This window comes from Streptomyces sp. NPDC001714 (assembly GCF_042892755.1).
Lineage (GTDB): Bacteria > Actinomycetota > Actinomycetes > Streptomycetales > Streptomycetaceae > Streptomyces.
Window position 1 is genome coordinate 21,809 of record NZ_JBIAUL010000011.1, and the last position, 23,389, is coordinate 45,197.

The 23,389-nt window shown below is 71.4% G+C and carries 17 protein-coding genes and 2 pseudogenes; 4 read left to right on the top strand and 15 right to left on the bottom strand.

The features are described 5' to 3' along the window. Nucleotides 1-141: 141 nt before the first annotated feature. A pseudogene (locus tag ACFY0P_RS27150) lies at nucleotides 142-435 on the top strand (CocE/NonD family hydrolase); the annotation flags it as partial. An 88-nt stretch (nucleotides 436-523) separates the two neighbouring features. Here the strand turns inward: ACFY0P_RS27150 and ACFY0P_RS27155 are convergent. The 9 genes and pseudogenes from ACFY0P_RS27155 to ACFY0P_RS27195 form a co-directional block, all read right to left on the bottom strand. Further along, a pseudogene (locus ACFY0P_RS27155) lies at nucleotides 524-649 on the bottom strand (transposase); the annotation flags it as partial. Nucleotides 650-744: 95 nt separating this feature from the next. Next, the gene (locus ACFY0P_RS27160; protein ID WP_388918239.1) at nucleotides 745-1,326 is read right to left on the bottom strand and encodes a hypothetical protein; all 582 of its coding nucleotides are present in this window, start codon (nucleotides 1,324-1,326) and stop codon (nucleotides 745-747) included. A 1-nt stretch (nucleotide 1,327) separates the two neighbouring features. Then, nucleotides 1,328-2,491, bottom strand: a complete 1,164-nt coding sequence (locus ACFY0P_RS27165; protein ID WP_388918242.1) for an L-histidine N(alpha)-methyltransferase — start codon at nucleotides 2,489-2,491, stop codon at nucleotides 1,328-1,330. Between the two features lie 294 nt (nucleotides 2,492-2,785). Continuing rightward, entirely contained in the window at nucleotides 2,786-4,951 is a 2,166-nt protein-coding gene (locus tag ACFY0P_RS27170) for a beta-galactosidase (RefSeq protein ID WP_388918245.1), read from the bottom strand. Nucleotides 4,952-4,978: 27 nt separating this feature from the next. Next, entirely contained in the window at nucleotides 4,979-5,914 is a 936-nt protein-coding gene (locus tag ACFY0P_RS27175) for a carbohydrate ABC transporter permease (RefSeq protein WP_388918248.1), read from the bottom strand. Next, nucleotides 5,911-6,798: a carbohydrate ABC transporter permease gene (locus ACFY0P_RS27180; RefSeq protein ID WP_388918251.1), complete on the bottom strand. Its 888-nt coding sequence runs from the start codon at nucleotides 6,796-6,798 to the stop codon at nucleotides 5,911-5,913. Before ACFY0P_RS27180 ends, ACFY0P_RS27175 begins: the two co-directional genes overlap by 4 nt. Nucleotides 6,799-6,800: 2 nt before the next feature. Further along, nucleotides 6,801-8,192, bottom strand: coding sequence for an ABC transporter substrate-binding protein (locus ACFY0P_RS27185; protein WP_388918254.1), 1,392 nt, complete (start codon nucleotides 8,190-8,192; stop codon nucleotides 6,801-6,803). Nucleotides 8,193-8,655: 463 nt separating this feature from the next. Continuing rightward, on the bottom strand, nucleotides 8,656-9,744 hold the full coding sequence (locus tag ACFY0P_RS27190) for a LacI family DNA-binding transcriptional regulator (protein WP_388918257.1): 1,089 nt from the start codon (nucleotides 9,742-9,744) through the stop codon (nucleotides 8,656-8,658). 171 nt (nucleotides 9,745-9,915) lie between these two features. Then, nucleotides 9,916-10,905 (bottom strand): helix-turn-helix transcriptional regulator, encoded by a 990-nt coding sequence (locus ACFY0P_RS27195; protein WP_388918260.1) that lies wholly within the window; start codon nucleotides 10,903-10,905, stop codon nucleotides 9,916-9,918. Between the two features lie 93 nt (nucleotides 10,906-10,998). Here ACFY0P_RS27195 and ACFY0P_RS27200 point away from each other — a divergent pair, with 93 nt between their 5' ends. After that, nucleotides 10,999-11,397: a VOC family protein gene (locus tag ACFY0P_RS27200; protein WP_388918263.1), complete on the top strand. Its 399-nt coding sequence runs from the start codon at nucleotides 10,999-11,001 to the stop codon at nucleotides 11,395-11,397. A 4-nt stretch (nucleotides 11,398-11,401) separates the two neighbouring features. On the opposite strand, the gene ACFY0P_RS27205 is transcribed toward ACFY0P_RS27200, so the two are convergent. Further along, nucleotides 11,402-11,932, bottom strand: coding sequence for an adenylate kinase (locus ACFY0P_RS27205; RefSeq protein ID WP_388918266.1), 531 nt, complete (start codon nucleotides 11,930-11,932; stop codon nucleotides 11,402-11,404). A gap of 175 nt (nucleotides 11,933-12,107) precedes the next feature. On the opposite strand from ACFY0P_RS27205, the gene ACFY0P_RS27210 reads away from it, so the two are divergent. Next, nucleotides 12,108-12,875: a hypothetical protein gene (locus ACFY0P_RS27210; RefSeq protein WP_388918269.1), complete on the top strand. Its 768-nt coding sequence runs from the start codon at nucleotides 12,108-12,110 to the stop codon at nucleotides 12,873-12,875. Between the two features lie 39 nt (nucleotides 12,876-12,914). Beyond that, a complete protein-coding gene (locus ACFY0P_RS27215) occupies nucleotides 12,915-14,120 on the top strand; it encodes a cytochrome P450 (protein WP_388918272.1) in 1,206 nt (401 codons plus the stop codon). Nucleotides 14,121-14,202: 82 nt separating this feature from the next. Here the strand turns inward: ACFY0P_RS27215 and sbnA are convergent, their stop codons facing one another. Genes sbnA through ACFY0P_RS27240 form a run of 5 tightly spaced genes read right to left on the bottom strand, consistent with a single transcriptional unit; the run spans nucleotide 14,203 to nucleotide 23,360 of the window. After that, the gene (gene sbnA, locus ACFY0P_RS27220; RefSeq protein WP_388918275.1) at nucleotides 14,203-15,348 is read right to left on the bottom strand and encodes a 2,3-diaminopropionate biosynthesis protein SbnA; all 1,146 of its coding nucleotides are present in this window, start codon (nucleotides 15,346-15,348) and stop codon (nucleotides 14,203-14,205) included. Between the two features lie 36 nt (nucleotides 15,349-15,384). Continuing rightward, a complete protein-coding gene (gene sbnB / locus ACFY0P_RS27225; protein ID WP_388918278.1) occupies nucleotides 15,385-16,455 on the bottom strand; it encodes a 2,3-diaminopropionate biosynthesis protein SbnB in 1,071 nt (356 codons plus the stop codon). After that, nucleotides 16,452-17,456 (bottom strand): TauD/TfdA family dioxygenase, encoded by a 1,005-nt coding sequence (locus tag ACFY0P_RS27230; RefSeq protein ID WP_388918281.1) that lies wholly within the window; start codon nucleotides 17,454-17,456, stop codon nucleotides 16,452-16,454. The genes sbnB and ACFY0P_RS27230 overlap by 4 nt, the downstream gene beginning before the upstream one ends. 38 nt (nucleotides 17,457-17,494) lie before the next feature. Then, the gene (locus tag ACFY0P_RS27235) at nucleotides 17,495-20,767 is read right to left on the bottom strand and encodes an amino acid adenylation domain-containing protein (protein WP_388918284.1); all 3,273 of its coding nucleotides are present in this window, start codon (nucleotides 20,765-20,767) and stop codon (nucleotides 17,495-17,497) included. Nucleotides 20,768-20,780: 13 nt separating this feature from the next. Next, on the bottom strand, nucleotides 20,781-23,360 hold the full coding sequence (locus tag ACFY0P_RS27240; protein ID WP_388918287.1) for a Pls/PosA family non-ribosomal peptide synthetase: 2,580 nt from the start codon (nucleotides 23,358-23,360) through the stop codon (nucleotides 20,781-20,783). Nucleotides 23,361-23,389 lie beyond the last annotated feature (29 nt).

A 23,389-nucleotide genomic window follows, 5' to 3' on the forward strand; every position in this document is an offset into this window, starting at 1 on the left:
ACGACTGTTCCGGCACTGCCGCGAGGCGGGCGACGCAGAGGAGGCGAGCGGCGTGCAGCCGGCGGCTGTCCCGCACGCGGGTCACTGAACTCGGACGGACAGCCCGCTTCCCGCTTCTGAAGAGAGATGGTGACGAGCACCATGGACGTCTCCGGCGTCAGGACCATCGAGACCCACTGGATCCCGCCGGCCGACGGCCGACGGCTCGCCGCGCGGCTCTTCCTTCCCGCCGGGGCCGAAACGCAGCCCGTCCCTGTGACACTCGAAGACCTCCCCTACCGCCGCCCCGATCTGACCCGCGTACCCGACGACATGACCCATCGATGGCTCGCCGCCCATGGCTTCGCCACGGCGCGTGTCGACCTCGCCGGGACCGGGGACTCGGACGGAATCATCGAGGACGAATACGTCCAGCGGGAACAGGACGACGTACTGGAGGTCATCGAGCATCTCTGTACCCAACCGTGGTGCAGCGGAACGGCCGGGATGATCGGTCCGCAACAGGGTGGCCACCCAGGGCTGGGGACTTGGGCACCTGGCTCAGTAGCGCGCGGGCGTAGTGGGTGCGGCATCGCTGCCAGCTCGCGCCGGGCAGGGTGGCGCCGATCGTGTTGACCAGGCCCCTGTGGGCGTCGGAGGTGACCAGCTGGTCGGTGAGCGATGTCGTGGAGGGGCTGGACGACGAGCGTGATGAACAGGTGCTGGATCTTGTTGCAGGACAGGGCCATACCGGACGCCCGTCCGTCAGCGCCGGCCCCACCGCAGTGAGCGGTCTATCGACTCATGCAACTCCTCCAGCGAGGAGGATGCCTGGGCGAAGGGGCCGTCCGGGCGCCCGGCGATGTCCCGCAGCAGTGCGAGCTCCGAGCGATCGACTGGCTCCCCCGAGCACAGCCGCAGCTCGGTCATCTCCAAACGGCGGTTGAGATCGGCCGCGGTGCCCCGCCAGTCCATCACCCTGGCCAGGACGGCCTGGTCGCGTATCGGGCTGAGCGCGCTCAGCAAGGCGGCGGTGTCCAGGGCGTCCAGGATCAGACGCGGATAGATCTGGCCGTATCCGGGCCGCTGGGCCAGTGCGCAGGCGTCCGCCAGCAGCGAGCGGTTCCTGCCGAGTTCATGACGCAGGGCCAGCAGCGCCCGGCGACGCCGCTCGGCGGCTGTCGCCAGCCGGTCCGCAGGGATGCCGGAGATCGCCGCACTGACCGCCAGCAGCGCGTTGACCGGCTGCATGATCGGTTCGTCGGGAATGAAGCACCACCACACCGACTGCACCATTAGGCCGAACAGCAGCACGAAAGTGGTGGTGCGTACGGCAACGCGCAGCACCTCAGCCGCCCATGGCCGGTGTCCAGAGCCGAGCCAGCGGGAGCGGGGGTGGCGGCGGCGGTGAGGGAGCGCGGCGCAGCAGCATCAGCGTATCGCCGAATCCGAGCGGCGACTGGGGCCGTCGCCGTACCGCGCCGAGGTCCAGTCCCTGCTCGGCCACGACGTCCAGCAGCCCCGCGCCCTCCGTCACCGAGCGCAGACCCTGTTCTGAGTAGCGGCGGCCGAGGAGCACCCGGATACCCTCGCCGACCCGGTAGGGGACCGTCTCCCGGTTGGGCAGCATCAGTGTCAGCGGGGTGCCGCTGCGATTGATGTAGTGGCCCTCGACCCGGATGGCGTGGTCCTCATCGATCTTCGCCGTGTAGCTGAGCCAGTTGGTGTCGATGGTGAGATCGGTGTACATCGCCAGTGCGGCGGTCACGAATTCGTTGTACAGGCGGCTTCCGCTGCGTTCGGCGGCGACGATCTGGGTGGCCTCGTTGTCGAGGCGCTGGGTGGTGGCCACTTCCAGTGCGAGCCGGTCCTGGGGGCGCAGCACCTGCCCGAGGGTGCGCAGCAGGCCGCGGTCGTCCTCGACGTTGCCGAGTGCGTTGCCGAGCAGGCTGAACAGGATCGGCTCCTCGCCGATGAATGCGTCGAGGAACTCGCGCAGCGCCATCAGGCTCGTGCTGTCCTCGAAGTCGAGCTCCAGGGGAACGGTGCGGCCCGGCAGGCGCAGCCGGGTCTCGTGGGTCCCCAGGTTGAGCATTGCGGAGCTTATGTCCACGGCCACGTAGAGGAGGCCGTCGTTGTGCGACTGCAGGCGATCGAGCACATGGCGGTCCTTGTCGCCGGTGCCCACCCCGAAGCTGACGTAGTGGTAGGGCTTGTCGCCGAGGGCTCCGTAGCAGTCGTCCCAGACCCGCCCGAAGGATGCGATGCTGTCGTAGGCCACCGGGTAGGAGGGGTCCTTGGAGGTGAGCAGCCAGGCGATGGTGGGGCCCAGGCCGATGTAGCGGTGCTTGTTCTCGATCTGCTTGCCGAGGCCGTCTTCCCGGTGTCCCTTGAGCGAGCGGACCATGTCCATGAGGAAGCCGCGCGGGTCCTCACGTTCCAGGCTGAGCATCCAGCGGTCCCAGCCGTCCGTGAAGGCCCGTTCCAGGCGCGAGAACACTCCGTCCCCCATGTTTCCCCCCGTCCCCTGCAGAGCCCCCTTGCTCTCGAACAGTGCCCGCGCGGCCGGGGCTGCACACCTGGGGAGCGCGGCACACCCGACCACGCCTCAGGACACCGCCGCCAACCCCTGCTACTGAGCCACCGTCTGGCTGAGCTGCGGTAACACCACGCCCACGGAGAGTGAACGCGCCGGCCAGCGTGTGGCGCGGCTCCGAGGGGACCGTCACGGAGCCGCCCAGCGCCAGGTCCTGGCTGTCGCGGCCGAGCGGGGCCCACGTCGAGTGCTCGGGTATACCGGCCGGCCTCAGTCCGATGTCGGCCGGTCGTCGTCAGTGGTGACGAAGACCCGCACGTCCCAGGCGCCCAGGTCGACCGCCGCGCCGACTGCGACGGTGGCTGAGCCAAGGACATCGGACAGGGAAACCGGGGCCGTTACGCGCGCCTGCTGCCAGCTCCAGTTGTGGATCACGTGTACGCGGCGTCCGTCGGGAGACGTCCCGGTGGTCGCCGTGACGGAAGGCGGGAGGTCTCGCCACCCGCTGCGCGGGGAAGGCACCAGCCATTCGGCCACGGTGCGGGCGAGGTCGCGGCCCGGCACGGTGCCGACGTACGTGACGCGGCCCTCCCCGTGGACGCGGGTGGTGACGGCGGGCCAGCGTCCGAAGTGCGGGTGCTCGTACTCGGCGAGGACGTCGGCGTCGGCGACCGTCAGGCCGTCGGCCCAGTGGGTCGCCGTCGCGGTGTCCGGCAGCGAAAGGGGGCTGCCGGGTGCGGCGCGGACCGGGACGGCGTGGGTGAGGTTGCTGAATTCGTCGTACGACACTCCCGCGGCGTCGGTGAGGCGGGCGGGGGCCGTCTCCTGCCGGGCCCGTGCCTCGTGGTCGGCGTAGCCGGTGCGGGGGCCGAGGACCAGGTGACCGCCGGCCCGGGCGTAGGCGGCGAGCCAGTCGAGCGTGCCGTCGTCGGCGATGTAAAGGGCGGGGACGACGAGGACGGGGTGGCGGCGGGCGGCCTCCTGGGGGGCCAGGCCCTCCCGCTCCCCGCGCGGGTCGTGCAACTGGCGGGCGTGCACGATGCGGACCTGGCGGCCGGCGTCGAAGGCGCCACGGTAGAAGGGGTCGAGGATGCGGTGGTAGGCGGCCGCGTCCGGTTCACCGTCGCGGGTCGCGAGCGGTGGGTACTTCTGCATGAGCCACTTGCTGGGGGCGGAGTAGACGATCGTGATGTCGGCGTCCGGTTCGAGACCGGCGACGAGCGGTCCGGCGGCCTCGAAGTCCGTTCCCAGCGCGGCCAGTTCACGATACGTGCGGCCCGGTCGGCCACTGTGCGGCAGGACGCCGCCCCAGTAGGTCTCCGCGCCGAAGCGCAGGGTCTGCCACTGCCAGTACTCGATCATCCGGGCCCCGCGGCCGACGAGAGCCCAGGCGGCCTGGCGCCACTGGCCGTCGTAGGCGGGGCGGTTGTCCCACGGGAAGCCGATGGAGGACGCGTTGGTCTCGGTCACCAGGAAGGGCTCCTGGCGTGAGGAGAACATCCGGTCGGCGGTCTGGTAGAGCGCCCACAGGCCGGTCGTCATCCACGTCTGCTCGTGGTCGTCGGGTGTCGGGTCGGGGAGCAGGAGACCGTCCTGCATGGCGTAGTACGGGTTGCCGGTCGCGATGTCGAGGCGGTCGGTGAGTTCGTCGTCCGCCACGGCGGGGCGGGGGTAGGAGATGCAGGTGGTGACGAACTGTCCGGGCCGGGCGTACTCGCGGACGAGGTCGGCCTGCCAGCCGATGAACTCGGTGCACTGGTGGGCCTGGAACTCCCGCCAGGCGACGTCGTACTGGGGCTGCGCGTTGCCGTCCGGGGTCCACAGGTCGGCCCAGGTGGACAGGCGGTGGGACCAGTAGACGAGGCCCCACTCGCGGTTGAGGGTCTCGACGTCGCCGTACCTGGCGCGCAGGTGGTCGGTGAAGCGCTGGAAGACGCCGTGGTTGTGGAAGAGCTCCAGACCGGGTTCGTTGTCGACCTGGAAGCCGATGACCGCCGGGTGGCCGGCATACCGGGCCACGACCCTGCGGATCACCCGCTCGGCGTGGAAGCGGAAGGCGGGATGGGTGAAGTCGGCTTCCTGACGGGCGCCCCAGCCGATGCGCTCGCCGGTCCGCCGCTCGCCGGTGATCTCGGGGTACTGGCGGGCCAGCCAAGGCGGCACGGCGTACGTGGGGGTGCCGAGGATGACGGAGATGCCACGTTCGTGGGCGCCGTCCAGCACCGGCTGGAGCCAGTCGAGTTCGAAGCGGCCGTTCTCGGGTTCCCAGGTCGACCAGACCGACTCGCCGACCCGGATCACGGTGAAGCGGGCGTCGGCCATCAGGTCGAGGTCGCTCTTCAGCTGCTCGTCGGGCCGGACGTCCGGGCCGTAGGCGGGCTGGTACTCGTGGTAGTAGGCAGCACCGAACAGGACACGGGCGGGCAGATCCGCCATGGACAAACCTCCGGAGGATAGGGGGTGTTACTGCTTGACGCCGCCGGTGGCCAGGCCGCTCTGCCAGTACCGCTGGAGCAGGAGGAAGGCCAGGACGAGCGGGACGATCGAGATCAGGGAGCCGGTCACGACGAGGGCGAGCATGTCGCTGCTGGCTCCGGCGCCGCCGTTCTGGGCCTGGGCGGCCCAGGAGGAGAGCCCGACCGTGATGGGGTAGAGGTTCGGGTCGTTGAGCATGATCAGCGGCAGGAAGTAGTTGTTCCAGGTGGCGACGAGCGTGAACAGCACGACGGTCACCAGGCCGGGTGCCAGCAGTCGCAGCGCGATGGTGAGGAAGATCCGGACCTCTCCGGCGCCGTCCATGCGAGCGGCCTCGACGATGCTGTCGGGGACGGCGTCCTCGGCGTAGATCCGCATGAGGTAGAGGCCGAAGGGGCTGATGAGGGAGGGCAGGATGACGGCCCAGGGGGTGTTGACCAGGCCCGCCTTGGCGAAGAGCAGGTAGGTGGGGATGGCCAGCGCGGTGGTCGGGATCATTATGGCGCCCAGGACCAGGTTGAAGGCGGCGCCGTGCCCCCGGAATCGGTACTTGGCGAAGCCGTACCCGGCGGCGGCCGCGAGCAGTGCGGCACCGGCCGCGCTGACGCCGGCGTACAGGACGGTGTTGAGCATCCAGCGGCCGAAGACGCCGTCGTCCTGAGTGAAGGTGGCCTTGATGTTCGACAGCAGCTGCGGGGCGTTCGAGAACCACAGGCCGAAGCTGTTGAACAGGTCCTGGGTGCTCTTGGTGGAGGCGATGAGCAGCCAGAACAGGGGCAGCAGGAAGTACGCCAGGACGGCCAGCATGGCGATCGTGAGCGGGGTGCTGCGGCGGCGGGCCGACGGGCGGCGCCGCGCCCGGGCCGCGGTGGGCGGTCGCTCGGCCTTCGAGGGGGTGGTGGCCGCGGGGGTCACGGTGGTCATGAGGTCCTCCTGCGGTTCGCCGTGAGCAGGAAGGCGTACGACACGATCACGATGACCAGCCCGAGGATGAAGGACACCGTGGCCGCGTAGTTGGTCTGCTGGCTGATGAACGCGACGGAGTAGGCGTACAGGTTGGCGGTGTAGGAGCTGTCGATGACGTCCGGGGCGACCTTCATCAGCAGGTTCGGTTCGTTGAACAGCTGGAAGCTGCCTATCACCGAGAACAGCAGGGTGAGGGTCAACGCGGGGCGCAGGGCCGGGAGTTTGATGGACCAGGCGATCCGCCAGGCTCCGGCGCCGTCCATGGCGGCCGCCTCGTAGAGCTCGGCGGGGACGGTGCGCAGGGCCGCGTACAGGATGATCATGTTGTAGCCGACGAACTCCCAGGTCACGATGTTCGCGAGGCTGCCGAGCATCCAGCTGTCGCTGAGGAAGTGCGGGGCCGGCAGGTGGAGATCGTGGCTGATCTGGGCGAAGGGGCCGAAGTCCGGGCCGTACAGGTAGCCCCACATGAGGGCGGCTATGACGCTCGGGACGGCGTAGGGGACGAAGATGCCGAGCCGGATGACCCGGGCCAGCCGCAGCAGGCCGCTGTCCAGCGCGAGCGCGAAGACCAGGGCCAGCAGCAGCATGACGGGGACCTGGATGACGAAGAACAGTGCCACGCGGCCGATGCCCTTGAGGAGGAGCGGGTCCTTCAGGGCCGTCACGTAGTTGTCCAGGCCGACGAAGGCCGAGCCGCCGATCAGCCGCTCCTGGAAGAGGCTCAGGTAGGCGGCGTAGCCGAGCGGGGCGAGGAAGAGCAGCAGGAACAGCGCCATGAACGGGGCGATGAACAGCGCGCCTGCCGTGCCGTGGCCTCGGCGGGCCGTGGTGGGGGCCATCGTCAGCCTCCCTTGACCGTGAAGCCCTGGCTCTTGGCGAAGGTCGTGATGCGCGACTGCCAGGAACCGAGCGCGCGGACGGTGTCGGACTTGTCGGCGAGGGACTTGCCGACGGTCTCGGTCCAGTCCGTGGCCACCCGGTCGAGGAAGGGCGGCCACTGGAAGGAGGGGTCGACCTCGGTGCTGATGTCGGCGAAGACCTGGTTGACCTTCTGGCCGCCGTAGAAGGCGGGCGCGGCCCCGAGGAAGGAGGGATCGGCGAGCAGCGCCTTGGTCGCCGGGAAGAAGAACTGTTCCGTGGCGAACATCTTGGCGCTGGCGGGGTCGCTGTTGAGGAACTGCGCGAACACCGCTGCCGCGATCGGGTTCTTGGTGGAGCGGATGACCGCGGTGGTGGAGCCGCCCCAGTTGCCCGCGCTGGGCTTGGCGGCGTCCCACTGCGGCAGCGGGGCCACCCGCCACTTGCCGGCGGTGGCCTTGGCGGAGCCGGAGAGGAAGGCCGGGCCCCAGGCGCCGGTGAGCCAGGTGGCGTACTTGCCCTTGTTGAGCGCGGCGTACCAGCCGTCGGTGAAGTCCGGCTCGACGCCGATCACGCCCTCCTTGGCGAGGGCGCCCCAGTAGTCGCCGAGCTTCCTGGAGACCGCGTCGTCGACGCTGACGGTGATGTCGCTCCTGCCCGAGGTCACGTACGGCTTGCCACCCGCCTGCCAGAGCAGGCCGTGCCAGGCGGCGGGCTGGTTGGCCGCCAGGTTGGTGAGGTAGACGTCCGGGTCGGCCTTGTGGAGCTTGCGGGCCGCGGCTGCGAACTCTGTCCAGGTGGTGGGGACTTGAATGCCGTGCTTGTCGAAGATGTCCGTGCGGTACAGCATGCCCATCGGGCCGGTGTCCTGGGGGATCGCCCAGACCTCACCGTCGCTGCCGCTGACCTGGCCCCAGGTCCAGTCCACGAACCGCGACTTGAGCGCGGAGGCACCGTAGGGCCGCAGGTCCAGCAGGCTGTTGGTGACCGTGAACGTCGGAATGGCCTGGAACTCCAGCTGCACCATGTCCGGAGCACCGCTGCCCGCCTTCAACGCCGTGCGCAGCTTGGTGTACTGGGGCGTGCCCTGGCCGGCGTTGACGACCTTGACCTTGACGGCCGGGTACTTCTTCTCGAAGAGCGCGACCTCCTTGTCGATGTTCGGGACCCAGGTCCAGAACGTCAGCTCGGTCGGGGTCTTCATGGCCTTGTCGATGTCGGCCTGGCCGACCGGCCCGGCGGAGGAACCGCCGGTGGAGCCGTCGTCACCGCCGCACGCGGTCAGGGTGGCGGCCAGGGACAGCGCGCCCGTGACGGCGAGGAAACCGCGACGGCTCAGAGGTGAAGGGGAGGGGCTGACGAAGGGTCCGGACATGGTGAACTCCCGCAGAAGGGTGTGAGGGATCGGCACACCGGGCGACGGCGTGCTGGATTCGGGTGGGTGAGGCGTCGTGTGCGGCGATGACGGGCGGGGCAGGGAGGGTGGGCCCTGTCAGGAGAGGCACCCTCCCTGCCGGCTCTGGCCCGCGCGCGTCATGCCTGACGGGTACGGGTGCCGAGGGGGGTCACGCCGGTACGGATGTGACAGCGAGCGGCGGCGGCCGTTGCGGAGCCTGTTCGAGGCCCGGGGACCGGTCGTACACGCTGCTGAAGAGGCGGGGCGGCGGCGCCGGAGGCGGTGTTGGCGCGGGCTCCGCGGGGCTGGAGTGGGCCGAGGCGGCGCCCAGGCGCCGGTGGCAGTACGGAGGGGTGCGGGTGAGTGTGGTGTGGGCCGGGCTCCGTTCGTAGGTGGGACTCGTAGGTGGGACCACGCGCGGTCGGGTGCGGGCTGCGTACGGTCAGGTGCTGGCGGAGCGTGCGCCCCGGCCGCGGCCCGGGATCTCGTGGCGCCGCGGGGGCGCGGACGCCGAGGAGCGGACGACGAGTTCGACCGGTGGGTCGGTCATCGGCAGGGGTTCGGCCTGCGGGCTCTCGATGGCGTGCACCAGGAGTTTCAGGCCGTCGTGCGCCATGGCGTCGAACGGCTGACGCACCGTGGTCAGTGGCGGGGTCACGTAGGCGGCAACCGGGATGTCGTCGAAGCCCACCACACTGACGTCGTCCGGCACCCGCCGCCCGGCTTCCGTCAGCGCGCGGATCAGGCCGATGGCCATGTCGTCGTTGGCGGCGAACACCGCGGTCACACCGGGGTCGGCGGCCAGCTTTCGGCCGGCCGCATGACCGGAGGCGGCCGACCAGTCGCCCTCGACGACCGGCGGCGGGACCAGGCCGCGCGCGGCGAGCGCCGAGCGCCATCCGTCGAGACGGTCACGGGCCGAGTACCAACGCTGCGGGCCGGCAAGGTGGTGGACGGTGGAGTGGCCGAGCTCCAGGAGATGCTCGGTGGCGGCCCGTGCCATCTGGCTGGAGACGATCCCGGCGGTCACCACGTGGGGAGCGGCGAACGGTGGGGGTGCGCCGAGGACGAGGACCGGCACGTCGACCCGGGAGGAGAGATCCGCACCGGCCTCCTCGTCGATGGGCTCGGAGATGACGATGCCGTCCACGCCCTGGTCGAGGAGCGTGTCCACGGCCCCGGCGATGCCCGCTGTCTCGCCTTCCATGGTGTTGACGACGCGGAGTGCGTAGCCGCTGTCCCGCACGGCACGCTCGATGCCCATGAGCAGCGAGGCCGGACCGTACAGAGCCGTACCGAGCGTCACCACTCCGATGGACCTGGTGCGGCCCGACGCCAGGGCGCGGGCCGCGTTGTTCGAGCGGTAGCCGAGTTCTTCGGCGGCCGCCAGAACACGACGGCGCACATCGGCGGAGACGTAGGGCTCGTCGTTCATGACCCGCGACACGGTCTTCTGCGACACGCCGGCCAGGCGTGCCACGTCCACGCTGCGCGGTGCGGCCCCCGCGGCGCGCCCTGCCCCTGATGTCATGGTGTCTCCCGATCGTCGGCAGCCGAATCCTACTGTCCGCCTGCCGTATGACTGCGCTGTCATGACTGCGTAGTCATATCTACGCAACCGGGCGGGGTACGTCAAGACCTCGCGCAACATCTCGGAAATGCGGTCCTGTTCCCAGGGCCATGCGAGTCGGCTCACCCGCCGTCAGGCCCGGCGGGCACAGGACGCGAGGCGGTCGGCGAGGGCGGCGACGAGACCGCGCAGTTCGTCGGGGCGCTCGATGACGAACGGCCGGTCGAGTGCGGCGAGCACCGGAGGCAGCCAGTCGAGCCGCTCCGCCCGCAGCTCGACGCGCAGCCAGCGCTCGGCCGCCGGGTCCCGGCCTGCCGCGGGCTCGTGCTCCTCCAGGGTCGCGACGGCCGCGGGCAGGCGGGCCCGGATCTGCTCGGCCGTCCCGTGGATCCGCAAGGTCACCTCGTGCCGGTACTCGGCCGTGGCGAACCCCGACAGCACGCGCTCCGCCGGACCGGGCCCCTCGGGCGCCTCGAAGGAGCCGGGCAGGGTCCTCGCGTCCGCGATGCGGTCGAGCCGGAAGGTCCGGTCCGCGCCGACCGAGGCGTCCCTGCCCGTGACGTACCACCGGCCCGCGTGGGAGACGATCCCGTACGCGTGCAGTGTGCGTTCGCTGCGCCGTCCCTCGCGGTCGGTGTAGCGGATCGAGACCGGCCGGTGGTGGCGTACCGCATCGGCGACGGTGAGCAGGACCCCGGCGTCCGGGGTGTCGGACTCGCCGGGCTGATCCGTGAAGGCGAGAGTCTCCAGGAGGGTGTCGAGCCGACGGGCGACGTGCTTGGGCAGTACCCGCCGGATCTTCGCCGCCGCCGTCTCGCTCGCCGTGAGCTCCGTCGTCGTCAGCCCGGCCCGGCGGCCGGCGACCAGGCCGAGCAGCACGGCCAGCGCCTCGTCGTCGCCGAGCATGAGCGGCGGCAGGCGGTACCCGGGGGCGAGCCGGTACCCGCCGTAGCGGCCGCGCACCGACTCCACCGGCACGTCCAGGTCGATCAGCTGGTTCACGTACCGCCGCACGGTGCGCCCTTCGACGCCGAGCCGGTCGGCGAGTTCGGCCACGGTCCGGGTGCCGCCCGACTGCAGCAGCTCCAGGAGGGTCAGTACGCGGCCGGTGGGTCGAGGCATGGACACAACCTAACGCGAATACCGGACCGATTCTGTCCGCTATTTCTCCTAGCCTGCGCGGTGCACGCCTTTCAGCACAGCCAAGGAGATCCCATGGACTTCGTCTCGATCCGCATCATCACCGGCGACGTGGCGCGCCTCGTCGCGTTCTACGAGCGAGCCACCGGGGCTCGGGCGACGTGGGCCACCGAGGACTTCGCCGAACTCAGGACGGCCGGTGCGACCCTCGCGATCGCCGGCACCCGCACCGTCCCGCTGTTCGCCCCGGGCTCCGCGCGCCCGGCGGAGAACCACAGCGTGATCACCGAGTTCCTCGTCGACGACGTGGACCGCGTCCACCAGAACCTGAAGGGCTTCGTCACCGACTTCGTCACCGAGCCCACCACGATGCCCTGGGGCAACCGGTCGCTGCTGTTCCGCGACCCCGACGGCAACCTCGTCAACTTCTTCACCCCCGTCACCCCCGCGGCCATCGCGAAGTTCGGGCGCTGACGCCTCAGCCGGCGCCTCCGAGCGACGCCAGCCAGGTCGCCGTGTCGTCGGGGTGGCCGAAGCGGAGGGTCTCGAGAGGGGCGAAGCCGGGATCGCCGACCCGGCGCCCGATCTCGCGGCCGCGGGCGCCGTGCTGGGACCAGGCCCACCAGGCCGGGTGTTCCCTGCTCAGCCAGCCCGACCAGGTCTCCCTGTTGCCGCCGAAGAGGGCCTCGCGTGTGACGGTGCGCCGGACGGACCGCCGCAGCACCCTGGGCATGACGACGCGTCTGGGGTAGTCCAGCCAGATCACGGTGTCGGCCCGGTCCCACAGCAGGTCCCGGACGTCGGGATACCCGAGCGAGTCGATGATCCAGCGAGGTCCGGCGGTGAGCCGCGAGACGTCCTCGGCGAGTCCGCTGTTGACGGCCCAGCCGGGGCCGTCGAAGTACAGGGCGTCCATCTCGTGGTAGGGCAGGCCCAGACGGCTGCTCAGGGTCCGGGCGAGCGTGGACTTGCCCGCCCCCGTGACGCCCACCACCAGGATCCGCTCCACCGGTGCACCCTATCCCGCAGCCCTTGCCTGCGGTCTCCCGGCGTCGGCATCCGGGCCGGCTCCGTGAACGGATGCCGCGCGTTCCCCTGAGTACCGCTACTCATGCCGCCCCGCGCCGGGGCGGAGAGGATGGGGTGTGCCGGCGTGCGGGCGGGGAGACGGGGGGACACGGACCATGGGCAGATCTCTAGGGGCGGTGGCGGCGGTCGTGGCGGCGGCCGCCGCGTTGGTCCTCGCGTACGTGGCGGGGGCCCCGCCCGCGGTGGTGTTCGCCGTGGGGGCGGGTGTGCTGAGCCTGCTGTGGCTGCTGCTCCTGCTCACCCTGCCATGGAACCTGTACTTCCGGGCGCATGCGGTCCTCGCCGAGATCGCGGTCAGCCGGGAGAAGGGCATGACGGTCCCGGCGGCCCGGGACGCCGAGGCCGCGCGCATCGCCCGTACGATGCTCCGGGCGGCGGTCGCGGGGCACGTCCTGACGGCGGCGGTCGTCGTCGCGGTCACCTGGGCGACGGGTGCGTTCACGGGGTACTGGTTCGCCGCGTTCTTCCTGCTGAGCACCTGCTTCCGGCCGGCCGGCGCGTACTTCGGCCAGCTCCGCAGGCGCCTGGGCACCCTCCTCAAGGACGTCACGTATCCGCGGGACGACGTCGTCGAGCTGCACGCCCGGCTGAACCGTGCCGAGGTCGGCACGCGGGTCCTGGAGGAGAAGGCGGAGGAACAGTACCGGGCCCTCGCCGAACTGCGCCGCACCGTCGACGCGTTGGCGCTGAGCACGCACGAGCGGGCCGAGGAGACGGACCGCAGGATCGCGGCGCTGGGCCGGCAGTTCGAGTCCACGGTGAACCGGCTCACCGACAACCAGGAGCTCATCGCGGGCGTCAAGGCGTTCCTGCGGCTGCTGCACTCCCCCGACGCCGCCGACGGCGCCCCGGCCTCCGGATGACCGGCCGCCGCCCGCACCCGCACTGTCTAGGGTTGGGGCATGGACGCCAGTACAACACCCCCCGCTCCGGCCGCCGTTGACCCCGCGGAGCTGCTCGCCGACCCGTATGCCGGGTACGCCCGGCTACGGGAGGCGGGGCCCGTGCACCGGGTCGCCGGCACCGACGGGCTGCCGGCCTGGCTGGTGACGCGGTACGAGGACGTGCGGCAGGCCCTGGCCGACCCGCGGCTCTCCCTCGACAAGGCCCACGCCAAGCCCGGCGGCTACCGCGGGCTCGCACTGCCGCCCGCGCTCGACGCCAACCTGCTGAACATGGACCCGCCGGACCACACCCGCGTCCGGCGCCTGGTGTCCCGGGCGTTCACACCCCGCCGTGTCGCCCTGCTGCGCGAACCCGTCCGGCGGACCGCCGGCGTACTGCTCGACGCCATGGCACCGCTCGGCCGTGCCGATCTGATCACCGCCTACGCCGCGCCGCTGCCCATCGCCGTGATCTGCGAACTGCTGGGCGTGGCCGAGGAGGACCGGCCGGACTTCCGGGCCTGGACCGACGCTCTCGTCGTCCCTGACCCGGCGCGGCCCGAGCGGGTGCGGGAGGCCGTCGGGGCGCTGCTGGCCTTCTTCGCCCGGCTGCTCGCCGGCAAGCGTGCCGAGCCCGCCGACGACCTGCTCTCCGCCATGATCGCCGTACGGGACGAGGAGGACCGGCTCAGCGAGGACGAGTTGATGTCGCTCGCCTTCCTCATCCTGTTCGCCGGGTACGAGAACACCGTCCATCTGATCGGCAACGCCACGCTGGCCCTGCTGCGGAACCCCGAGCAGCTGGCCGCGCTGCGCGCGGATCCGGACCGGCTCGGGCCCGCCGTGGAGGAACTGGCCCGCTACGACGGGCCCGCGCCCCTCGCCATCCGCCGTTTCCCGACCGAGGACGTCACCATCGGCGGGGTCACCGTCCCGGCGGGCGAGACGGTGCTGCTGTCGCTGGCGGCGGCCCACCGCGACCCGCGCCGCTTCCCCGAGCCCGACCGCCTCGACCTCGGCCGCGACGCCACCGGGCATCTGGCCCTCGGCCACGGCATCCACTACTGCCTGGGCGCACCGCTCGCCCGGCTGGAGACCGAGATCGCCCTCGGCGCACTCCTCGACCGCTTTCCCCGCCTCGAACTCGACGTGCCGGTGGAGCAGTTGGGCTGGCGTCCGTCGATGCGTACCCGCGGCCTGCTCGCCCTGCCCGTGCGCTACTGAGAAGCCCGGCGGGCGCGCCGCGGCCCCCCGGGTGCCGCCGCGTGGGCGTCTCCGAGGGGCCGCGCTTTGGCGTGAGCCGCCGTCAGGTGCTGCTGCGCCGGCGGGCCGGTGCCCGGGAGGCGGACTTGGGCTCCCGGGCCAGGGGCTTCGGCGGTGCGGTGTCCCTGGTGCCGGGCACCTGGCCGTCGTCCCCGGTGCCGGGCACCCGGTCGCCGTCCTCGGTGGCCAGCATCCGGTCGCCGTCCTCGGTGGCCAGCATCCGGTCGCCGTCCTCGGTGGCCAGCACCTGGTCGCCGTACAGGTCCTGCAGCCAGTTGGTCTGGTAGATGGTGTCGAGGTAGCGCTCGCCGAGGTCCGGTGCGACGGCGACCGCGGTGAGTTCACGGGTGCCGTGCCGGGACAGCCAGTCCGTCGCGCCGCTGACCACGGTCCCGGTGGAGCCTCCGAACAGGAAGCCGTGCCGGGCCATGCGGTGGCACATCCGGATGGTGTCCGGCTCCTCCACCCGGATCACCTCGTCCACGAAGGACTCGTCGAGCAGCGGCGGGCGCATGCTCATGCCGAGGCCCGGGATCATCCGGCGGCCCGGCTCGCCGCCGAACGCCACCGAGCCCGCCGCGTCCACCGCGACGATCCGCACCGGCCGGTGCCACTCGCGGAAGTAGCGGGCGCAGCCCATCAGGGTTCCGGTGGTGCCCGCCCCGACGAACAGCACGTCGAGTTCGGGGAACCGGCGGGCGATCTCCGGGGCGGTGGTGCGGTAGTGCGCCGTCCAGTTGCCCGCGTTGGTGTACTGGCTGAGCCACACGTACCGGTCGTCCGAGTCGCAGAGCGAACGGACGTACTCGATCCGCGTGCCCAGGAACCCGCCATTGGAGTCCTGGTCGGCCACGATGTGCACCTCGCTGCCGAGCGCCTCCATCAGGAGCCTGGTCGACAGGTTGCAACGGGAGTCCGTCACACAGAGGAACCGGTAGCCCTTGCTCGCGGCGATCATGCTGAGCGCGACGCCGAGATTGCCGGAGGAGGACTCGACGAGGACGGAGTCCGCAGTCAGGATTCCGTCCCGCTCGGCGTTCTCCACCATCTCGTTGGCGGCCTTCAGCTTGATGGATCCGGCGAAGTTGAAGGCCTCGCACTTCAGGTAGAGCGGGTGTCCGCAGATCGACTCCAGGTCGACATAGAGGTCGCCCTCGTTGAAGGCGTAGGGAGCGGAGATGACAGGCACGGCGGGCCTCCTGGTGCCGGGCCGAGGACGACGGCCTCAGCCGTAGCGGCGCAGTTCGTGGAAGAAGTCATCGATGAGACAGAGGTCCCCGGCCCGGGACACCTCGTCGTAGACGTACTTGCCGACGGCGAGGTCGAGGACGCCGAGTCCGAAGGGCGAGAAGATCACGGGGCGGTCGGGCGGTGGGGCGGCCCGGCCGGACATGACGTCGCCGAGGGTTCCGTTGAGGAAGTCACGGTTGCCGGTGAGCTGTTCGGCCAGGTGGGGTGACGTGTCGGCCTTGAGGCAGTGGTCGACGTCGTCGACGAAGTTGGCCGCACCCAGCAGGATCTCGGGGGCGAGGTCGCGCAGGGACACGTGCAGGACCAGCGGGTTGTGGGTGAACCAGGCGGGGTCCGTGACATGGGGCCGGCCGGCGATGGTGGCGAAGACCACCAGGTCGCTGCCGCGGACCAGGTCCTCGGCACGCTCGTGGACGCTGATCCGCGCGCCGGTGCCGGTCTGTTCCAGGTAGCCGCGGAAGCCGCCGGCGCTGTCGGCGGACACGTCGTGGACGCCGATCTCGTCGAAGTCCCAGCCGGTGCCGGCCAGGAAGGTGTGGATGTAGCGGGCGATCAGGCCCGTGCCGAAGAAGCCCACCCGGGTGGGGCGGGTGCGGTTGCGGCTGAGCCAGTCGGCGGCCAGGGCGGCGGAGGCCGCGGTCCTGGTGGCGCTGATGATCGAGCTCTCCAGACAGGCGAACGGGTAGCCGGTGTCGTGGTCGTTGAGGACGAGCACCGCGGAGGCCCGCGGCAGCCCGGCGCTCACGTTCTCCGGGAAGCTGGAGATCCACTTCAGGCCGTCCACCTGGACCGTCCCGCCCAGGGAGGCGGGCAGCGCGATGATCCGCGAGGTCGGCCGGTCCTCGAAGCGCAGGAAGTACGACGGCGGGTTGACCGAGTCCCCGGCGTCGTGCAGCCGGTAGACGGTCTCGACCAGTTCCACCAGTTCCTTCTCGCGGCCGCTCAGGGCGCGCTGTACCCGCTCACCGGTGATCACCGCGAAGGTCGGCGTGGTGGTCCGTTCGGGCCCGGCCGCCCGGGCGGCCGACGACAGTACATCGGTCATCGCTCGCTCGCCTCCAGGGCCGGGCAGTCCTCGGCCGGCCGGACGGGTTCGCCCATGCCGACGAGCACCTGCCGTTCGCCGGTGAACGCCTCTCTGCTGTGCGCGGTGCGAATGTTGTCCACGAGCAGCAGGTCCCCGGGCTGCCAGGGTTCGCGCCGGGTGTGCGCCTCGTAGGTGCTGTTGATCAGCTGGACCACGTCCTCGCCGATCGGGCTGCCGTCGCCGTGGCGGGTGTTGAACGGCAGTCCGTCCGCGCCGTAGACGTCCACCAGGTACTCGCGCACCTCGGGGGCGAGGGTCCACTCGTTGAGGAAGGCGATCTGGTTGAACCAGCAGCGCCGGCCGGTGCGGGGGTGCCGGACGACGGCGTTGCGGCGCTGTTCGGTGCGCAGGGTGCCGTCGGGCTGCCAGGTGAAGTCGATGGCGTTGGCACGGCAGTAGCGCTCGATCTCGGCGTGGTCGGCGGTGCCGAAGGACTCCTGGAGGCTCGCGCCGATCTCGTCGTTGTAGCTGCGGGTCAGGATCCAGCCCTCCCGCTCGAACCGTTCGACGAGCCCGCCGGGCAGGGCCCGCAGCACCTCTTCGGCGTCGGCCACCGCCGTCGCCCCGCCCTGCTCTGGCGCGGTGGGGCAGGCGAACAGCATGAGGCCGGGCACCTGGAGGAGGTAACTCAGCTCGTGGTGCATGCACATCGGCTGGTTGGCCGGCCAGGGCGTGGACGCGTACACGCCGGGCCGGTGGGTCTCACGGGGGGCGAAGGCCTCCCGCTCGGTCATGAGTTCCCCGGCCAGGTGCCCGAAGACGGCGCCGACCTGGTCGGGGTCGCGGAGTCCGAGGCCGCGGACGACCAGTGCCCCGTGCTCGGTGACCTGCGCGCGCAGTGCTTCGCGGTGCTGCGCCGCCCATCTCGGTGGGTCGTCCGGGGGATCGACGCGCAGCAGTGCCGGCTTGTCCGGCCGCACCTGCACGTCGAGCGGTGATGCCAGGGATGAGAACGGCATCTCGGGTTCCTTTCGGTCGGCCGCCGGGGTGTGACGGGTCAGGAGGAGGCGAGGGGAAGGACGGTGGTCAGGACGGCCTGCGCGGTCTCGGCCGGGCGGGTGCGCAGGAAGTGATGGCCGCCGTCGGCGAGTTCGTGCAGCTCGACGCGGTCGGCGAGGAGCAGCCAGTCCCGGTGGTGCCGGGCGTGGCCCGCCGTGTGCGGGTCGTCGGCGGCGACGACCACCGAGAGGGGCGCGGACACCTTGACGGGCGGCGGGGTCTCCAGAGCCGTGCCGAAGTAGTGGTGCGCCGCGACGCAGTCGTGCCGGTAGGCGGCGGCGATGTGCGCGGCGTGCCGCGGGTCCAGCTCGGCGAGTTCGGGGTGGCCGCCCTCCGCGGCCAGGCGCGCCGCGATGTCGGCGTCGCTCAGGTGCGCCAGTTCGGTGACGGCCGTGCGCCGTTCGGCGGCGGTGCCGAGCAGTTGCGCGCCGAGGAAGAGCCGCTCCACGTGTACGCCCCGCTGCTGGAGCCTCCTGGCCGTCTCGACGGCCGGTGCGGCTCCGGAGGAGTGGCCCCAGAGCATGACCCGGGTCAGTCCGCGTGCCGTGATCTCGGCGGCGACCTGCTCGGCCACCTCCTCGACGGGCGCGAACGGCTCGGGGGGCGCGGCCAGGTTGTGGCCCGGGAGGTCCACGGCGAGGACGGTGAGCCCGCTGCCCGCCAGGGCACTCGCCATCGGCTGGTAGTTGACCGCGTTGCCGCCCGCGTACGGGAAGCACACCAGGGCGCAGTCGGGCGTGCCGCTCCCGTGCGCCAGGGTCAGCAGCAGTTCCGGGTGCTGCCGGGCCGGGCCGTCGAGGAGGGCGGCCAGGTCGGCGAGGACCGGGTGCCGGGTGATGTCCTTCAGGGAGACCGCGCGGTCGAGGGCGAGGCTGAGCCTGACCGCGGTCAGGGAGGTGCCGCCGGAGTCGAAGAAGTGGTCGGTGCGGCCGATCCCTTCCTCGGGCACCCCCAGCAGTTCGGCCCAGGCCGCGGCCACTCTCCGCTCGGTCGCGCTCAGTCGGGCCGCGGCCGTCCGGTGGGTACGGCCGGTCGCCCGGTGCGCGTCGCCGTCCGGGGCGGTCTCGGCCAGCTTGGTCAGGGCCTTCTTGTCGATCTTGCCGTTGGCGGTCAGCGGAAGGCTGTCCTGCCGGTGGAAGGCCGAGGGCACCATGTAGGCGGGCAGTGCCGCGCCGAGCGCCTCGCGCAGGGCCTCCGGCCGCTGCCGGGTGCCGGAGTAGAAGGCGATGAGCTGCTTGCCGCCGCCGGTCCGCTCGGCGACGACCACCGCGCCGTCCCGGACGCCGGCCACCCGCAGCAGACAGTTCTCGATCTCGCCGATCTCGATGCGGAACCCGCGGATCTTGACCTGGCTGTCCCGGCGGCCGAGGAACTCCAGCTTGCCGCCGGGGTGCCAGCGCCCCCAGTCGCCGCCCAGGTAGAGCCGTTCACCGGGCCGGTAGGGGTCCGTGCGGTACGCCTCCCGGGTGCGCTCGGGATCGTTGACGTAGCCGCGGCCCACGCAGACACCGGAGAAGGCGATCAGTCCGGGGGCGCCCAGCGGCACCAGTGCCAGGTGCTCGTCGACGACGTGGACGCGGACGTTGCTGACGGGCCGGCCGAGCAGCACACGGTCGGGCACCTCGCGGAGGAGTTCGTGGTTGGTGTCGTCGGACGTCTCGGTCAGGCCGTAGGCGTTGAGCAGGCCGATGCCCGGCTGGACCGCCAGCCACCGCTGGACCAGTTCCCGTTTCAGCGCCTCGCCGGTCACCGACACGTACCGCAGGTCCGGCAGGGTGCGCGGATGCTGCTCCAGGTAGGAGACCACGACCTCCAGGTACGACGGCACGAGCTGGGCCACGCCGACCCGGCCGCGTTCCAGGGTGTCGGTGAACCGTGCCACATCCGTGATCACGTCCTGCTCGACCAGCAGGGTCCGCCCGCCCGCCAGCAGCGGGGCGACGAGCTGCCACAGGGAGATGTCGAAGCACTGCGGGGCGGTCTGCGCGACCACGGTCCCCTCGCCGATCTCCAGGTCGTCGATCTTGGCGTGGAGGTGGTTGAGCATGCCCGCGTGCTCGCACATCGCCCCCTTCGGCTCGCCGGTGGAGCCGGAGGTGAAGTAGATGTAGGCGAGTTGACCGGCGTCGACGCGGACCCCGGGATCGTGGTCGGCGTGCGGTTCGGCGTACGCCGTGTCGAACGGCAGCTTCTCGACGTCCGGCAGGGCGGCCAGCGCCCGGTCGAGGGTGCCGGTGCTGCCCGGCTCGGTCAGGGCGAGCCGGCAGCCGGCCCGGGACAGGGTGGTCTCGATGCGGCCGGCCGGGAAGTGCGGTTCGATCGGCAGGTACACACCGCCCGCCTTGAACACCGCCAGCACCGCCGCCAGCCAGTCGAGGGTGCGCTCGGAGACGACGGCGACCACGTCCTCCCGGCCCAGGCCCCTGGCCAGCAGGGCGCGGGCCAGCCGGTTGGCGCGCCGGTTGAGTTCGTCGTACGTCCACTCCCGGGTGCCGTGCACGGCCGCGACGGCCTTCGGATGCGCCCGCACTCGCTGCTCGAACAGTTCGTGCGCCCGGGCGTCCGGCAGCGGGCGGTGCGGCCCGGCCAGGCCTTCCAGTTGCTCGCGTCGTTCCTCGGCCGACAGCAGGCTCTGCCGGGTGTGGTCGGCGTCGGGGTCGGCCGTCATCAGCCGCAGCGCGGCCAGGTGGTAGCCGCCGATGCGGGCCGCGGCCTCGGCGTCCAGGGTGTCCGTACGGTACCGCAGGCGCAGCGTCAGCCGGCCGTCCCGGTCGGACCAGCGCACGTGCAGGACACCGTCGTCGGCGTGCGTCTCCTCGGCTCCGTGGGGACCCGAGACGACCTCGTACGGCGGCTCCGTCAGCCCGAGTTCGCGGCGCAGCCCGGCCACCGGGTGGTCCCGGTGCGCCAGCAGCTCCGCCTCGGCGTGTGCGGCCGCCGCGAGCAGGGCCGCCCAGCTGCCGGAGGGGACGGGCACCCGGCACGGCAGCGGTTCGCCGTCCGTGCCGATGGTGTGGCCGGTGACCACCTCCGCTTCGCCGGAGAGCGCGGCCAGCACCTTGAGGTGGGCGGCCAGCAGCACGGTGCCGGCCGACAGGCCGTGCCGCGCGGCCAGTTCACGCACCGTCCGCGTCACGTCGTCCGGCAGCGGGGTCTCGTGCCCGGCCGTTCCCGACACCGGTTCCCGGACCCAGCGGGGCACGGCGGTGGCACCGCCTGCGGTCAGTGTCCGGGTCCAGAACTCCCGGTCCGTCTCCACGCGCGTTCCCATGGAATGGCCTTCCTCAGCTCAGGGTCGCCGTGGCGGCGTCGGCTGCTGTCGTGATCCGTGCGACGCCGGCGGACCGGCTGTCGCCGTCCGGCATGTCCACCGCGGGATTGCCGCCCCACCGGGCGTTCGGGGGGACTTCCTCGCCCTTCATGAGGAAGGAGTCGGGCGCGAGGACCGCGCCGTCACCCATGGTCACGCCGTAGTGCACATGGGCGGCGACGCCCAGCGTGCAGCCGGCGCCGAGCGTGGTGACGTCGGACTTGAAGGTGCCGTCCTCCTGCGAGTGGCACTGGATCTTGCTGCCGGCGTTGAGGGTGCAGTCGTCGCCGATGGTGGCGAGGGTCCGCTCGGTGAGGTAGCAGCCGTCGTCGAACACCCGGCGGCCGATGTGCACCCCGAGCAGCCGCCAGACCAGGCTCTTGAACGGGGTTCCGTTGAAGATGTTGAGGAAGTGGTCCGGCACCTTCCACAGCCGTTCGTGCCACCAGAAGTACGGGTCGTAGATGGAGCACAGCCGGGGGCGCAGCGCGCGGAACGAGGCGAGGCAGCGCTCCACCAGGATGAAGTAGGCGGCGGAGAAGGCGAGGGTGAACGCCAGGTAGCCGGCGATCACCACCTGGCCGAGCACGCCGTACAGGTCGACGGAGGCGAGCCCGAACAGGGTGAGCGCGAAGGCGTGCAGCCAGCGCACGGACAGCATGAGTGTCATGGAGCGGAGGTTGTAGCGGTTCTTCGCGGCCAGCCGGCGGCTGAACGTCTCGCCCGTCCGGAGATGGTCGAACCGGGCGTCGCGGTCCACCGAGCGGGGGATCTCGAAGCACGGTGAGCCGAGAAGCCCCACGCCGGTCCGGACCTCGCCGTCCAGGGGAACCATCACCTTCGTCGCGAGCAGGCAGTTCTCGCCGGTCCTGGCGCCCGCCGGGTAGGCGATGTTGTTGCCCAGGAAGTTGTGCGCCCCGATCGAGGCCCGGGACAGCCGGAAGGACGTGCTGGAGAAGTCGGCGTTGAGGACGGAGAGGCCGTCGGCCACCATCGTCCCGCTGCCGACGGAGACCAGCAGCGGTGTCTCGTGCTGCACTTCGGTGCCGAAGTTCGACCCGGTCTGCTCGACCCGTGACAGGTCGTAGCCGATGCCGCGGAGATAGCCCACGATGTAGGAGCTGTCGCCGAAGAGCCAGGCGAAGAACTTGACGTTCGTCATGCGGGCCGTGGTCCGCTGCAGTGCGTAGTGGAAGCCGTAGAGCGGATAGACCTTGTCGGGCTTGACCACGAGGCCCACCAGGCGCGGCAGGGTGCACAGGGCCGCCAGTCCCAGGACGAGGAACCCGAAGAAGAGCACGGCGGAGAGCAGCAGGGCGTCGGGGAGCAGTTCCGACCAGCCGAGCGCGGCGGTGGCCGGGTCGAGCCGCTTGCCGATCGCCGGTACCTGGGTGAAGAACATGTAGACGCCGCCGACGGCCAGCGGGACGTACAGGAAGACCAGCTGCAGCAGCGTGCCGAGGCCGAACCAGGCGCGGCGCAGGGTGCCGCAGTTCGCCGGCGCGATCCGGATGTAGTCGGTCCGGGTGGGCTCCGCCGGGGATCCGTGCCAGTGTTCGCCGTCCGGGACGGCCTGGCCGCGGTGCAGGGCGGAGGAGTGGCCGAGCTGGGCGCCGTGGCCGAGGGACGTGTCGATGTCCAGGACGGTCTTCTCGCCGACGAAGGCGTTCGAGCCGAGGGTGATGCGGCCGGTCTGGATGTGTCCGGCACAGGCACGGTAGCCGAGGAAGAAGGAGTCCTTGCGGATCACCGTGCCCGCGCCGATGGTCAGCAGGTCGGTGCAGACGGGGACGGAGTGGGAGAGGATCGTGACGCCCTTGCCGATGCGTGCGCCGAGGGCCCGCAGGTACAGCACGTACAGCGGGGTCCCGGTGAAGAAGACCATCGGGTTCGCGTGCAGCAGCGCCTTGACGAGCCAGAACCGCAGATACGTCAGGCCCCAGACGGGGAACTCACGGGGTCGCCAGCGTCCGACGAGCACCCATTTCGCTACGACGGGGAACGCGCACAGCGCCACGAACGCGCAGCTTCCGAAGAGCAGTGAGCGCAGGTAGACGTCGGCGAGCCCCTTGCCGGAGGCGATCCACTCGTATCCCCCGGCGGTGACGAATCCGGAGACCAGGGAGTAGCCCAGGAAGACCAGCAACTGGAGGGTTCCGCAGACCAGATGGTTCCACCGGCCGGCGCGCGGGCCCGGTGCCGGCGACGGCACGGGCGGCTGCGGGGTGGGCACCGGATCCGCGGGGGCGGGGGCGGTCTCGCCGAGTGCCGCTGCCAGGCTCTGGATCGTGGGGTGCCGGTAGATGTCCCGCATGGACGGCGACGGGAGGTCGGCCTCCTTGCGTATTCGTGCGCAGAACTGGGCCATGACCAGGGAGTTGGCACCGAGGTCGGTGAAGAAGTGGCCGTCGACCGCGACATGCTCGGCGTCGAGGAGGTCGGCCAGTGCCCGCGCGAGCCGCCGCTCGGTCTCCGCCCCCCTGGGGCCGGTGCCGGTCAGGGCGACGGCAGGTTCATCCGGCTCCGAAACGACCTCGGAGGAGTGTTCCACCATGCGATCTCCTGGAGAACGTGGATGTTCCT

Excerpts from the sequence above, each read along its gene's own strand:
- ACFY0P_RS27235 (WP_388918284.1), bottom strand. The coding sequence starts at position 20,767 with ATGGGAACGCGCGTGGAGACGGACCGGGAGTTCTGGACCCGGACACTG.
- ACFY0P_RS27170 (WP_388918245.1), bottom strand. The coding sequence starts at position 4,951 with ATGGCGGATCTGCCCGCCCGTGTCCTGTTCGGTGCTGCCTACTACCAC.
- ACFY0P_RS27165 (WP_388918242.1), bottom strand. The coding sequence starts at position 2,491 with ATGGGGGACGGAGTGTTCTCGCGCCTGGAACGGGCCTTCACGGACGGC.
- ACFY0P_RS27215 (WP_388918272.1), top strand. The coding sequence starts at position 12,915 with ATGGACGCCAGTACAACACCCCCCGCTCCGGCCGCCGTTGACCCCGCG.
- ACFY0P_RS27175 (WP_388918248.1), bottom strand. The coding sequence starts at position 5,914 with ATGACCACCGTGACCCCCGCGGCCACCACCCCCTCGAAGGCCGAGCGA.
- ACFY0P_RS27185 (WP_388918254.1), bottom strand. The coding sequence starts at position 8,192 with ATGTCCGGACCCTTCGTCAGCCCCTCCCCTTCACCTCTGAGCCGTCGC.
- ACFY0P_RS27240 (WP_388918287.1), bottom strand. The coding sequence starts at position 23,360 with ATGGTGGAACACTCCTCCGAGGTCGTTTCGGAGCCGGATGAACCTGCC.
- ACFY0P_RS27190 (WP_388918257.1), bottom strand. The coding sequence starts at position 9,744 with ATGACATCAGGGGCAGGGCGCGCCGCGGGGGCCGCACCGCGCAGCGTG.
- ACFY0P_RS27195 (WP_388918260.1), bottom strand. The coding sequence starts at position 10,905 with ATGCCTCGACCCACCGGCCGCGTACTGACCCTCCTGGAGCTGCTGCAG.
- ACFY0P_RS27210 (WP_388918269.1), top strand. The coding sequence starts at position 12,108 with ATGGGCAGATCTCTAGGGGCGGTGGCGGCGGTCGTGGCGGCGGCCGCC.
- ACFY0P_RS27230 (WP_388918281.1), bottom strand. The coding sequence starts at position 17,456 with ATGCCGTTCTCATCCCTGGCATCACCGCTCGACGTGCAGGTGCGGCCG.
- sbnB (WP_388918278.1), bottom strand. The coding sequence starts at position 16,455 with ATGACCGATGTACTGTCGTCGGCCGCCCGGGCGGCCGGGCCCGAACGG.
- ACFY0P_RS27180 (WP_388918251.1), bottom strand. The coding sequence starts at position 6,798 with ATGGCCCCCACCACGGCCCGCCGAGGCCACGGCACGGCAGGCGCGCTG.
- ACFY0P_RS27200 (WP_388918263.1), top strand. The coding sequence starts at position 10,999 with ATGGACTTCGTCTCGATCCGCATCATCACCGGCGACGTGGCGCGCCTC.